At 41.1% G+C, this 11,933-nt stretch carries 16 protein-coding genes; 2 read left to right on the forward strand and 14 right to left on the reverse strand.

The features are described from left to right. Nucleotide 1 precedes the first annotated feature (1 nt). The 3 genes from comX to degQ all read right to left on the reverse strand — a co-directional run bounded on the left by comX (nt 2) and on the right by degQ (nt 1,368). The gene (gene comX, locus MHB66_RS14880) at nt 2-175 is read right to left on the reverse strand and encodes a competence pheromone ComX (protein WP_046313343.1); all 174 of its coding nucleotides are present in this window, start codon (nt 173-175) and stop codon (nt 2-4) included. Continuing rightward, nucleotides 153-1,076 carry a polyprenyl synthetase family protein gene (locus tag MHB66_RS14885; protein WP_046313342.1) on the reverse strand — a complete coding sequence of 308 codons (924 nt, stop codon included), beginning with the start codon at nt 1,074-1,076 and terminating at the stop codon, nt 153-155. The genes comX and MHB66_RS14885 overlap by 23 nt, the downstream gene beginning before the upstream one ends. A gap of 151 nt (nt 1,077-1,227) precedes the next feature. Continuing rightward, nucleotides 1,228-1,368: a degradation enzyme regulation protein DegQ gene (gene degQ, locus MHB66_RS14890; protein ID WP_003213123.1), complete on the reverse strand. Its 141-nt coding sequence runs from the start codon at nt 1,366-1,368 to the stop codon at nt 1,228-1,230. Between the two features lie 505 nt (nt 1,369-1,873). Between degQ and MHB66_RS14895 the strand changes: the two genes are divergently transcribed. Next, a complete protein-coding gene (locus MHB66_RS14895; RefSeq protein ID WP_041115816.1) occupies nt 1,874-2,230 on the forward strand; it encodes a hypothetical protein in 357 nt (118 codons plus the stop codon). Between the two features lie 35 nt (nt 2,231-2,265). Here MHB66_RS14895 and MHB66_RS14900 read toward each other — a convergent pair whose 3' ends face one another. From MHB66_RS14900 to MHB66_RS14940, 9 genes are all read right to left on the reverse strand, one after another. After that, on the reverse strand, nt 2,266-3,492 hold the full coding sequence (locus tag MHB66_RS14900) for an HDOD domain-containing protein (protein ID WP_024423326.1): 1,227 nt from the start codon (nt 3,490-3,492) through the stop codon (nt 2,266-2,268). 137 nt (nt 3,493-3,629) lie between these two features. Then, the gene (locus MHB66_RS14905; protein WP_046313339.1) at nt 3,630-5,102 is read right to left on the reverse strand and encodes a nicotinate phosphoribosyltransferase; all 1,473 of its coding nucleotides are present in this window, start codon (nt 5,100-5,102) and stop codon (nt 3,630-3,632) included. A gap of 17 nt (nt 5,103-5,119) precedes the next feature. Next, entirely contained in the window at nt 5,120-5,671 is a 552-nt protein-coding gene (locus MHB66_RS14910; RefSeq protein ID WP_024425949.1) for an isochorismatase family cysteine hydrolase, read from the reverse strand. A gap of 60 nt (nt 5,672-5,731) precedes the next feature. Next, nucleotides 5,732-6,139, reverse strand: a complete 408-nt coding sequence (locus tag MHB66_RS14915) for a YueI family protein (protein ID WP_034282575.1) — start codon at nt 6,137-6,139, stop codon at nt 5,732-5,734. A gap of 27 nt (nt 6,140-6,166) precedes the next feature. Further along, nucleotides 6,167-6,415 carry a YueH family protein gene (locus tag MHB66_RS14920; protein WP_024423330.1) on the reverse strand — a complete coding sequence of 83 codons (249 nt, stop codon included), beginning with the start codon at nt 6,413-6,415 and terminating at the stop codon, nt 6,167-6,169. 96 nt (nt 6,416-6,511) lie between these two features. Then, nucleotides 6,512-6,733: a spore germination protein gene (locus tag MHB66_RS14925; RefSeq protein WP_046313336.1), complete on the reverse strand. Its 222-nt coding sequence runs from the start codon at nt 6,731-6,733 to the stop codon at nt 6,512-6,514. A gap of 98 nt (nt 6,734-6,831) precedes the next feature. After that, nucleotides 6,832-7,053 carry a spore germination protein gene (locus MHB66_RS14930; protein ID WP_003213446.1) on the reverse strand — a complete coding sequence of 74 codons (222 nt, stop codon included), beginning with the start codon at nt 7,051-7,053 and terminating at the stop codon, nt 6,832-6,834. A 66-nt stretch (nt 7,054-7,119) separates the two neighbouring features. Further along, nucleotides 7,120-8,223: an AI-2E family transporter gene (locus MHB66_RS14935; RefSeq protein ID WP_046313333.1), complete on the reverse strand. Its 1,104-nt coding sequence runs from the start codon at nt 8,221-8,223 to the stop codon at nt 7,120-7,122. Nucleotides 8,224-8,406: 183 nt separating this feature from the next. Beyond that, nucleotides 8,407-8,643 (reverse strand): YuzF family protein, encoded by a 237-nt coding sequence (locus tag MHB66_RS14940; RefSeq protein WP_034282580.1) that lies wholly within the window; start codon nt 8,641-8,643, stop codon nt 8,407-8,409. Between the two features lie 176 nt (nt 8,644-8,819). Between MHB66_RS14940 and MHB66_RS14945 the strand changes: the two genes are divergently transcribed. Continuing rightward, nucleotides 8,820-10,307: an alpha/beta hydrolase gene (locus MHB66_RS14945; protein ID WP_235362377.1), complete on the forward strand. Its 1,488-nt coding sequence runs from the start codon at nt 8,820-8,822 to the stop codon at nt 10,305-10,307. On the opposite strand, the gene MHB66_RS14950 is transcribed toward MHB66_RS14945, so the two are convergent. After that, on the reverse strand, nt 10,304-10,837 hold the full coding sequence (locus MHB66_RS14950) for an HD domain-containing protein (protein WP_024423336.1): 534 nt from the start codon (nt 10,835-10,837) through the stop codon (nt 10,304-10,306). The two genes, MHB66_RS14945 and MHB66_RS14950, sit on opposite strands and share 4 nt — an antisense overlap. A 299-nt stretch (nt 10,838-11,136) precedes the next feature. Beyond that, nucleotides 11,137-11,880 (reverse strand): (S)-benzoin forming benzil reductase, encoded by a 744-nt coding sequence (locus tag MHB66_RS14955; RefSeq protein WP_034282708.1) that lies wholly within the window; start codon nt 11,878-11,880, stop codon nt 11,137-11,139. Nucleotides 11,881-11,933: the final 53 nt, after the last annotated feature.

Genomic DNA, 11,933 nt, shown 5'->3' on the forward strand with positions numbered 1-11,933 from the left:
CTCACCCAGCATCTTTCCATTTTTTTGATCTAATGGTGTCTTCTTTTTGAAAACCTTCAACAATAATGCTTGCAGTCACTTGATCAACGTGAAGTAACGATGCATTTCCATTTGCAACTTGCTTTAATGCCGAGGGATTCTCCACTAGATAACTAACTAGGTTCTGAATGTTCATCTTCTCCATCTCCAATTAAAAAAAGTATCAGCTTTTCCTTTTTAGAAGCCTCTAAATGTAGTATTTCGAATGCTTCTTTAAACTTATTTCTGAGAAGGTTTCTCATAATAAATACATATTGTTGAACGCCAGATTCTTTTAATTTATCCTTTAATTCTTCAGAGCCAATGCTCTTATCCTCTGATTGATAATAACTGAGCAAGTCAGAACTGGATGGATTAAATTCATTTTTTAAATATACTAGCGGTAATGTTTGCATTCTTTTAAAATCAATATTCTCTTTATTAAAAAGAGCTACATAGTCATTTTCAAGCTGCTCTGCCATGCCTAGATAATAAGCATATTGTTCTACATTTTTTTCAAAAGAACCTGTTGCCAAGATAACCCCTAACATACAGGGTAACACAAACAGTGATCCTGCCTTTAATCTCATGATATTTAAACAATCCTGCTCATTCTCCGGCTCCACTGTCATATCCAAATGCTGTCCTTGCATTGACTGAATGGAATAAGAGTATACACTGTTTAAAAGCTCCGTTGCATGATCAAGCTTTGAAAAGACTTCAAAGCTCAATGCAAAAAGAACATTTGCCGCATTCATCGCAACTCCGCTCTGACACTTCATCCAAGGATACGAATCTTTGTCTTGATCTTCAATATCATCTAATATATCGGCTGATAAGATGAGAAGTTCAATCCCTGCTGCCAGTTTTGTAATCGCTTGCTTGTCTTGACCGCCAAATGCCACATAATGCTGGTAAGCCAATTGTCCAAAAGGAAATTCATTCTTTATATCTGTAAATTCATGAAGCAGCTTTTGTAAATCATTCTGCCTGACTGCATGTTGAATAAAATCAGACATATTCTGCTTGATTTTTGTATTCTCTAGATAGTTTAGCATACTCGATCTTGTACCTCACCCTTCCGCCTTTTATTTTACTAAAAAGACATGAGCAAATGTCCACTGACATCACTATTTAACAATTATATAATAATATATCCTTTTTTTGTATGTATTTGGATAAAAAAAAGACTTGATGATTATCAAGTCTTTAAGAAATTTTCACATATTCATATTTGTCGTATTGATCAATGCTTTTGTTAATGTTATGAAGAGAAGCCGTTGTTTCTCTGATTTCGTTTTCAAGTTTCCATAATAATTGTTTAAGTTCTTCGATTTCATACTTTTCCATCGATTCCACTCTCCTTTTTTGGAAGATCAATGTATTTGTGTATGGTGATTGGGTCATAAGTATTTGATCTGTTACTAACAGTGTAAATGTAATTGAGTATTTTTTCACCGAAAAGTATGCACAAAACGTGTGCGCGATACCGCAAAATTCAATAGGTCTTTTTTCATCATTTTCTGACTTTTCAAATCATACTTTTATCTCAATTTCAAAGGAATTGCGTCATTTTTGCGACAGGAATAGGCATCATTCGTCACACTTCTCTCCCGATAGAACGTACGATCCCCTCTGTATCTTCGGTTTTGCGTGTCATAGGTCAGACGACAGATGCTATTGTGGACACCGCAATTTTTTGGCGACATTCACCGAAATTGACCGCAAAAGTACCTATTTTTATGCTGGAATTACAAAGATAGAAAGATCATTTTGATTCTTTATTCTGATTTTCTACATACATTTAGAACAGATATCCGTCCAATTTCACGTCAATGAGAGAAGAGGTGACCATGTGTTTTACTATGTTCCTTATCCTGCTTTGCAGGTTCCCGCAATGAGCCGCGCATACCCGCCGCGCACGCCAATGACTTTTCCTCCAGTAGATGCCCACTCATTTCAACGAGCCGCAAAAGAATCAGCCCGCCTCGTTGCTGATGCTTCACTCATTACACAGCAAATTTCCAGCTCCCTTCCGTTTGCGCAGCGCATCATGGAGGCTGCTGAGCGCTCTGATTCAACAAGTGTCATCCGAATGCTGAAGCAAATCGGTGTGAAAAGCGGCATTGATATCCGCTTTAGTCCAGAAGGGATTCGAATCTACTTGTCTCTTGCCTCCAGCAGACTTTTCCTTCTTTTAAAGTGGGCATGACAAAGAAAAAGCCGCTCTCACGCGAGCGGCTTTTCTTAAGATTCAAACATTTTATGGCACCATTCAATGGCTTCTATATAACAGCCATAGGCTTCCTGTTTCGGGAGATTTCCATCTAACATCTCATCATCCCATTCATTTCGTTCAATACGTTTGGCCACACCTAGTACAAAAGAATAATCATTTTCATAGCCAAGCAGTGCCTCACCAACTTCATCAGAAAGCGGCAGTTCCTTCACAAGTTCTGTGATATCTGCCCTGACAAGCGTATCAATCAGAGAAAACATACCTGTCAGCATATAAGAGGCGGGGTGCTCTCGTTCAGTACGAGAAGCAATCAGTTCACACGTTTTGGCACGAATGAATGACATTTTGATGATTTCTTTTTGGCTTGAATTAGCTTGGACATTCAGTTCTTTAAATGAAAGGATAAAGATCCAGCGCCGAATTTCATTAAACCCAAGCAGGATAATCGCCTGCCGGATACTTTTAATTTGATAAAGACGTCTCATGCCGCCTGAATTCAGCATTTTTAATAATTGATATGATAGCGAAAGGTCACTTTCAATAAAATGGGTCACGGTCTGGATATTCGGCTGGTCCTTGCTTAACTCATTTAAAAGCTGATGGTACGCATGGAAGCTGGTCGATAATGCTCGTCCCGATATCACATGCGGCTCACTAAAGAAATACCCTTGAAACAAGTGGAAGCCCGCTTCAAGCGCCTCTTCATATTCTCTTCTCGTTTCTACCTTTTCTGCTAGGAATCGAAGGCGATACTTTTTATACGAATGCAGAATATCTCTTCGTTCTTGCGTTGTGGTTTTCAGAAAGTCAATTTTTAAAATATCTATGCAGTAGAGGAGTTCCTCAAGCAGCTTGTCACTATAATGTGTTCCGTTTAGGAAGAAATCATCGAGTGCAATCGTATATCCCCATTTTTTTAACTGCTTACATCTCATAATAAGTGCCGGGGTAATCGGTACATTTTCTAATATCTCGATCACAAGCTGATGCGGATCAAAATAGGTGAGCAGATCAGATGAAAGCAAGCTTTCGGTGAAATTAATGTAGCATCGTTTTCCTTCTGTCAGTGTTTCGATGCCGATATTTAGAAAACTGTTGATAATGAGGTCCGTTGTCGCTTGATCACCGTCTTCAGCGCTATATGTATTGGTTTCACTATCTCTATAAAGCAGCTCATATGATACGACTTGTTCTTTTCTGTTAAAAATAGGCTGTCTCGCAACAAACACCCTCAACTGCTCCAATCCTCCTTTATGCCATGACAAACAAGATGTGCTTTCAGTATACCAAATGATTGCGCTTTTAGTTCAATTTCAATCGGTCAAAATAAAAAAAAGAGACCACCTGGCTTGATGGTCTCCCTTTCTTCAAATCATTCGCTTTCATAAAGCTCTTTTTTGATTTTATTTTTCACATCATGGATAAACTGCATTTTATTATCCCAGCATTTTTGACTCAAATCGACTGGATATTCTTCTGGTTTGCTGATTCGTTTGTATTCCTCCCAGAAGAGTCCAAGACTGTCCTGCACGTAGGCTTGAATCGTTTGAATATCTGGATTGTCATAGACAAGTTTTCCTTGATCAAAAATCAGGACGTGAAGATCTTTCGCCACAAAGTTTGTCACGAATTTACTAATAAACGTATGCACAGGATGGAACATTTTTAGTTTGTCCTCACTATGAACATCTTCCTCTTCAAGTGCAATGTAGTCGCCCTCAGAATGATGATTCAATTGATTGATAATCCGGTACACACGTTTACGGCCTGGTGTTGTCACTTTCTCTGGGTTAGATGAAATTTTGATGGTATCATTCATTTTGCCGTTTTCTTCAATGGACACAAGCTTATATACTGCACCGAGGGCTGGCTGATCGAATGCTGTGATCAGTTTTGTCCCAACACCCCACACATCAATTTTGGCGCCCTGTGCCTTTAAATTCATAATGGTGTGTTCATCAAGATCGCTTGATGCAATGACTTTAGCATCATGGAAACCTGCTTCATCAAGCATTGTTCTAGCTTTTTTAGACAAGTATGCAAGGTCTCCGCTATCAAGTCTGACACCAATGAAGTTGATTTTATCTCCAAATTCTTTCGCTACCTTAATCGCATTCGGAATACCTGATCTGACGGTATCATACGTATCGACTAAAAAGACGCAGTCTGTATGTGTTTCAGCATATTTTTTAAATGCCGTATATTCATCGCGGTATGCTTGTACAAGTGCGTGGGCATGTGTTCCTGATACTGGTATGTTGAAGCGTTTCCCAGCACGAACATTACTTGTCGCCTGAAAGCCGCCGATGAGTGCCGCTCTTGCTCCCCACATCGCTGCATCCATTTCATGCGCACGTCTTGTTCCGAATTCTAATGCTGTCTCATCTTCTATGATTCCTTTAATCCGGGCCGCTTTTGTTGCAATCAGCGTCTGGAAATTCACGATATTGAGCAATGCCGTTTCGATTAACTGAGCTTCAACAAGCGTTGCTTCAATGCGCATAATCGGTTCATTCGCAAAGACAATTTCCCCTTCTCGCATTGAATGAAGTGTACCTGTAAAGGACAATCCGCTTAAATAGTCAATGAAATCGCTTTTATAACCGAGTTCATCTTTTAAATACGCTAGATCGCTTTCGGTGAAGGAAAAGTCCGATAAATATTCAATCGCTTTCTCTAAGCCAGCAAATACAGCGAAGCCATTGTCAAATGGAAGCTTTCTAAAGAAGAGTTCAAAGACTGCCTTCTTCTCATGAATGCCGTCTCTCCAATACGTTTCTGCCATGTTAATTTGATAAAGATCTGTATGTAGTGATAAACTGTCGTCATTAAACCGATGCTCCAACTTCCATTCTCCTTCCCTTACTTAACCACTTTCGCACCAAGCGACTGCTCAAAGTGAGAAAGTGCCCACTCGTGCCCCGCTTCATTAAAACTCGCCACAGCATTTTGGTGAATCACAAGTTCGAAGCCTTTATTGTACGCATCAACAGCTGTATGAAGTACACAAATATCGGTACATACGCCGGCTAAGTGAAGTTCCGTGATGCCGCGCTCGCGCAGTTTCATTTCTAATTGAGTGCCTGCAAAAGCAGAGTATCTTGTTTTTTCCATATAGTAGACATGTTTTAAATGTTTTGACGTGTGAAATAGTGAACTTAGTTGTCCATAAAGTTCAATACCCTCTGTTCCGCGAATATTATGGGGCGGAAATAACTTTGTCTCTGGATGATAAGGGTCCTCTTCTTCATGATGATCGACAGCAAAGACGACAAAGTGGCCTTCATCAATAAATGAAGAAGTGATCTCTGTGATCTTAGACTCAATCGCCTGTCCAGGCTTTCCGCATGTCAGTTTTCCATCGTCTGCAACAAAATCAACTGTATAATCTATACAAATCAACGCTTTGCCCATCCGCATCTCTCCCATATGCTCTTTTGAATCATTATAGCTTATTCATTTCACTAGGGAAACCTATTCAACAGATTCATGAGAAAAAGCTTTTTGAAACAGCTCATCCTCTATATAGATATGCTCCTGATTGACCGCATCAGGCATCTCTATGACAAGACCAAAAGGAGAGTGCGCTTCGTGATGATTCACCACTTTAAAGGAACATCCAGCGGCATTTGCCATTTTGACATATTGAGAATAAGAAGCATAGGAAAGTTCACCATTTAATAGAACTGTGGCCTGGCGATTGGCCTTCAATATTTGTTCGACTTCTTGATACGGTTTATTTCTTGATACCTGTCCCTTTGTCAGGGCGAGAAGCGCTCGTTCTCTTAATGAGCCAAGAAACATTCTTCGTTCATCGGGTTTTGTTTCAGCATGTCCAAATATCCCTTGCTGCAAATAAAAGTCTACGGATTCTTCTTTCATCGCTGTGTTCACTCCTGGTTTCTTAATTTACATTTCTGTGACCCAGTGCACAATCTTGAGTGCGAGGTCACGGGCTTCGTCTGTTTCTACTCTTTCCATTAAGGATTGTTCAAGCGTATGGATGAGCTGCTCTTTTTCGTCCTCATACGCAATGGAAATACTCCATTCAATGTCAGGTACGGCTACAAGCGTTTTATATTCTTTTTTATTTTCATGTAAATATACATTGTAGGTCTTTGGTTGTCCGCTTGTGATGTGTGCTTTTCTAATTTTCATTTGACTCAGTTCACACCTCTTTTTTCTTCTTACATCCATATCCATTGTACCATAAAAAAAGCCAGCTTCTGAAAAGGAATTCCCTTTCAAAGCTGGCTATGCATTAAAGCCCTTTTGCTGGCTGATCAGGTCTATATCCCACATAAACGTAACGTTTGGACTGCTAAAAAATTGGACAAAGTCCCCTGCATTATAGGTACCTGATCCACCGGCGGAGTGATCGACACTTTTTGGCGAAATGGCAAAAACATCACCGAAATGTGCAGAACCATTTCCAATCACACGGTCAATATGAATAGGCCCAACAATCGCTGGCATCTTTCCACCACCTTTTCTCCCCACATCATATGCCCAGCTCAAAAATACGTGTATGAAAAATAAAAAAGACAGCTGATCTGTGAGTATCAGCTGCCTTTCTATGCGTTAAATGATTGAGGCTGGCCAAACAATGTAAAATCCCAAAGCATCGTGGCATTCGGATCACTTGTAAGTGACATATAATCACCTGAATTAAAGGCTCCCGCACCGCCAGTAGAGTGGTCGACAGCCAAAGGGGCAATGGCCAGGACATCACCGAAAGTAGCTGCACCGTTTCCTCCTAACGACTCGATATGAATAGGTCCAACGATTGCAGGCATCAGAATCTCCCCCTATCTGCTTATCTCAATCATCTTATGCAAGAAGGGAAAAGGTGTGCATCTGTCCTAGACGTTTAAATGCTGTTCTTTGCGAGATCGCTGACGCAGCTGCACCAATCTGACAATATTCAAGGTGATGGCTTTGAGCAGTGCATAGACAGGGACCGCAAAAATCATGCCAAGGATTCCGCCAAAGCTTCCTGCCCCAATTAATAGCAGGATGATGGTCAAAGGATGTGTGTTGAGGCGTTTCCCAATGATCAATGGAGAAATGACATTTCCATCAATTTGCTGAACGACAAGAATGACAATGACTGTCACCACCGCTTTTCCAGGCGAATCAAGAAACGCAATAAGCACAGCTGGTGCCGCGCCAAGATATGGCCCAAGGTACGGAATCACATTTGTGACCGCAATGATAATGCCGAGAATGAGCGCATATTTCACACCGATTAATAAGTATCCGATAAAACAAGCCACTCCAACAAATAAACAGACAACAATCTGCCCTTGTATGTAAGCTGCAAGCGTATCGTTTAATTCTTTAAAGATTTTCAATCCTTCCTTACGGTAAGGCATTGGCAAAAATTGAACGAGCTTGTCCGGAAACTTATGTCCGTCTTTCAACATATAAAACAAAATGAACGGAACTGTGATCACAGCTAAAGCAATATTGGCAATCACACCAAACACAGCAGACATACTTGAAGCAATATTTTCCGGCAAACTTTTTAATGTCGAAACAATTGTCTGTTCAAACTTCGAGACGGAGACATAATCTTGGTTCATCATCCAAGTAAATGTTTTAGAATGCGAGAAGTCGTTGATAAATTTCTGCATATCCGTCACATAACCAGGGAAGCTTTTGACAAGTCCACCAACCTGCGTGACAATAACCGGTCCCGCAGCATTCACAATGAACGTGATGAGTCCGATGAACAAAAGATAAATGATCAGGATAGCAAGTGTCCTAGGAATTTTCCTGGACAAAAATCGAACAATTGGATTAAAGATGAAAAAGAGAATTCCAGCCAGCAAGATGGGAACAAACAAGGTAGATGCAAATAAAATAATCGGCTGAAATAAAAACGAAACCTTTGTAGATACATAAACAATGAGTAAAACAAGTAATATTTGGAATGTCCAAAAATGAACTTTAGATTTTAACAAAGATGCTCCTCCTGTTACGTATTGATCTTATTAAAAAACTACTATTCCACCCACCTTCTGTCAACTGCTTCTTGTTTTAGAACCTTATTTTTTGTAAAAAAAAGAACAATTGGTATATCATGCACTTTTTCCAGATATACATTCTATAAGCGTGAAAAAAGCAGACACCTTTGCGTCTGCTTGTTACACTCTTTCACTGTGATCAGGCATCACCGATACAATTTGCTGGATCCGCACATAAAAAACTGATTTTGTCCCCGCCTCAATGACAATATGATCCGGCATGACTTCCTTCAATTTTCCGCGCACTGTATCTTTCACTGTTTGAACAATCAATCTCATACCGATCACTTTCTGCAATGTTTGATAAACATATGGATCAACTAATGAAACAAGCTGCGGACTTCCTTGTTGTGCCATCCTACCTGCCCCTTTACTTGTGTATTTACCCACATCGTATGCAATGACCCATGTGAATGTCACTCAGGGCAAACCCACAACTCAAATACCATATTTTAACATTTTATTTAATTTTACATCTTTTGGAAGTATAATAGATTGGTGCTGCCAACAAATTAAATCATTTGAAGAGGTGAATGATCTTGAAAAAACTCATCTGTCTCGCTGCTGTCATGCTCTTTTTTTCCTTTGCAAGTTATGCGTATGCAGGATCAATTGGAGATGAACCTGGGACACCAGGAAAGTGGTTTAAAGGAGAAGAGCCGGTTCAAAAAGACGAGTCAAAACCACCACTTGTTTTTGTTCACGGCATTAACAGCTCCTCCTCCACATGGTTCGACCGAAACGACATGGCAAAGCAAGCTGTTCTGAACGGATACGAAAGCGCATTCATAGATTTGTATCCAGATCAGGATACGAAAAAGAATGGCAAACTATTAGCAGAAAAGTTAAAAGAAATCTATGATGTGTTCGGTCGAAAACTTATTGTGATTGGTCATAGTAAAGGCGGGGTGGATACACAGTCCGCACTCGTGTATCACGATGCCCATCCATATGTAGAGAAGGTCATCACACTCGGCTCCCCTCATTACGGGACGCCGCTGGCAGATTTAGCGTATAGCAAGGGCGGAAGCTGGCTCGCAGAAATTCTTGGACAAAAAAGCGACGCGCTCTATTCTTTGCAAACGGGGCTCATGGCGGCTTTTCGAAGTGAAACCGACAAGCTGGAGAAGTTTCCTCAAAAATACATCACGTATTCGGGATCGGAATGGGGAACATTTGGCGGGGTGCTGTATTTAGGCGGCATGTATTTAAAGAGCTTTGGTGCAAATGATGGCGCCGTCACAGTAAGCAGCACAAGACTATCATATGCAAACAATATTTTAACAGGGAAATGGGATCACAACTCCATTAAAAACGGCACAAGCATGTTCCCTGTGTTTCAGCATCAGCTGCTGGCAAATGCCGCAAGCGCTGAAAAAGAAAATATAGAGAGCCCCAACTCTACTGAGCTGAATACAGATGTTTATGTGAAAGGCGGTGAAAGTGAAAAGGATAAAACAGAAGCGTTCTATGTAGAGGAAGGAACGAATGGCTTATCGATTCAGTGGTTAAATGAAAGTCATGAGGCGCGGACGGAAATCATCGCCCCAAATGGAGACGTCTTAACAAATCTGAAGACATCGGAAGCATCTTTCCCATATGAAGGCGCATTTTCGCACCATGTACAAATCAATAAACCCGTTCCTGGAAAATGGACGATTCGATCAAATTCAGGAAAAAAGGCTCCTTATTTGCTGCTCGTATCCTTTGATTCACCATTAAATGACGAAATCAAAGCAGAGGCAGCGAAATCAGGGGATGATGCATCGACCCATTCAAGCGGTCTGATTAAACGATTAAGCAAGAAAGTCGAAACCTTTTACTTTAAGGATGCCCAAAAAGATCATCCACTCAAAACAACTGCTTCATCCGCTGTTGAATTGAAAAAAGAAGGTGCTTATTCTGTCACGGTTCATTACACCGGACTCACTGCATCAGGTACATCAGCATTTAACCGTACCGTTATTCGCACATTGTATGTCGATCAGGATGGAAATATTCATGGAGACATTCCATACTAAACAGAACGTTTCATGGGCTGAAGTGCCTGCTGCACTTTCTGATCCAATTCCGTGATTTTTTTCATTGCAAGTGATTCGTCTATTTGTCTGTAATGGTGATGTCCGCCAGGCTCTTCATCCATTTCATCTGCCTTCTTGACGATTTGCTGAAGTGTGTCCTTATGAAGGTCGCCCTCTGGCAAATATGAATCTGTATGAAGCAGAATCGCAAGCGCAATATCTTTGGCTGCCTTTGGTTCCTCACCGAGGCGTATGAGCAGTTTGTGAGCCCGCTCTGCGCCTTTAATGGCATGGATATCATTCCGTCTATATGTCTCGTAATCCCATTCTCCGCCAGCTGTATACCATTCATAGTGGCCGATGTCATGCAAGAGGGCTGCTTTCACAGCGAGATCTGGATTAATCCCAGCCTGCACCGCCAGTTTGAATGCGTGATAAGCACAAGCAATCGCATGGGCTTTTCCTGAACGATTTAAATATTTTTGAGCGACTGGATGGGTGTAAACATCCATTAATGTAACCTTTCTCATGGAAACCCCTCCTTATCTATATTTTTAGCATCCTAACATATTCTGAAAAGAAACTCAAATGTTCTGTTATATTTTCTATGAGTCTCAAGAACAGCTTATGTCAAATGAGCCGTTTTTGCTTGTACAATACGAAAAAAGCAGTCGTTATGACTGCTTTTTTTCTCCTTTTCAGCGTGATATGAAAACCCTTGAAGTCTAGGAAGACCGAGTACTTGCGCGGAGCGAATTTGAGATTCGTGAGCACCGGCACCGAGGCCTGACACAGAATGCGAGGGTTTTTCTTCACGCTGCAGCAGTCGTTATGACTGCTTTTTCCCATACTCACGTGCATCGTAGACACATCCGCCAGCTGGATCATCCGCTAAAAGATCGAGCAAAATACCTGCGACTTCATCTGGGCTCTTCAGCGTGCCTGTTTCATATAATTGCTGAAAACGGTCTATTTGTTCAAAGTCTTGTTTTGATGACTTCCGAATTTCCCCCTGCATATCTGTATCGATCGTGCCGGGTGAAAAGGAAAACGTGTTGATCGGATGCGCCTCGTCCTGTTGTTCCTCATGAAAAGTCCTCATAAACATGTCGAGTCCTGCCTTTGAACTGCAATACGCACTCCAGCCTTTATATGGGTTTTTCGCCGCTCCAGAAGAAAGATGAACGATCGTTTTCTTTCCGTTAAATGATTGAGTCTGCTTAGCAAACATATGGCTCAGTAAAACAGGAATGACAAGATTCAGCTTGTAATGCTGATGAAGCGTATCCTGTCCGCCTTGTCCAACGCGCTTGATAGGTGTGACCATTCCTGCATTGTTGACAAGTAAGATGTCATCAGCATCTGCCAGAGTTTGCGGCGTGAGACTATCTTGAATCCATTTGGCCGCTGCTTCTTCATCGGTCAGATCAACCTGGGTATGTGTGAGCTTCGGATGGGATATTGGCGATGCACTTCTTGCTGCTGTGTACACATGATCCCCGCGCGAAAGCAGCCTGTTCACAAGTGCTAAGCCAAAACCTTTTGATCCGCCTGTAACGATTGAAATTCGAATGACAATCTCCTCCCTTGATATCACTATTTTACGTAGTGAAACGGTATGACATC

The sequence above is a fragment of the Bacillus sp. FSL L8-0167 genome (assembly GCF_038630295.1).
GTDB classification, from domain to species: domain Bacteria; phylum Bacillota; class Bacilli; order Bacillales; family Bacillaceae; genus Bacillus; species Bacillus safensis.

Coding starts and splice junctions, on each gene's coding strand:
- MHB66_RS14940 (WP_034282580.1), bottom strand. CDS start 8,643: ATGGCACAACAAGGAAGTCCGCAGCTTGTTTCATTAGTTGATCCATAT.
- comX (WP_046313343.1), bottom strand. CDS start 175: ATGAACATTCAGAACCTAGTTAGTTATCTAGTGGAGAATCCCTCGGCA.
- MHB66_RS14950 (WP_024423336.1), bottom strand. CDS start 10,837: ATGAGAAAGGTTACATTAATGGATGTTTACACCCATCCAGTCGCTCAA.
- MHB66_RS14930 (WP_003213446.1), bottom strand. CDS start 7,053: ATGCCTGCAATCGTTGGACCTATTCATATCGAGTCGTTAGGAGGAAAC.
- MHB66_RS14885 (WP_046313342.1), bottom strand. CDS start 1,076: ATGCTAAACTATCTAGAGAATACAAAAATCAAGCAGAATATGTCTGAT.
- MHB66_RS14915 (WP_034282575.1), bottom strand. CDS start 6,139: ATGAAAGAAGAATCCGTAGACTTTTATTTGCAGCAAGGGATATTTGGA.
- MHB66_RS14925 (WP_046313336.1), bottom strand. CDS start 6,733: ATGCCAGCGATTGTTGGGCCTATTCATATTGACCGTGTGATTGGAAAT.
- MHB66_RS14920 (WP_024423330.1), bottom strand. CDS start 6,415: ATGAAAATTAGAAAAGCACACATCACAAGCGGACAACCAAAGACCTAC.
- degQ (WP_003213123.1), bottom strand. CDS start 1,368: ATGGAAAAGTATGAAATCGAAGAACTTAAACAATTATTATGGAAACTT.
- MHB66_RS14945 (WP_235362377.1), top strand. CDS start 8,820: ATGATCTTGAAAAAACTCATCTGTCTCGCTGCTGTCATGCTCTTTTTT.
- MHB66_RS14910 (WP_024425949.1), bottom strand. CDS start 5,671: ATGGGCAAAGCGTTGATTTGTATAGATTATACAGTTGATTTTGTTGCA.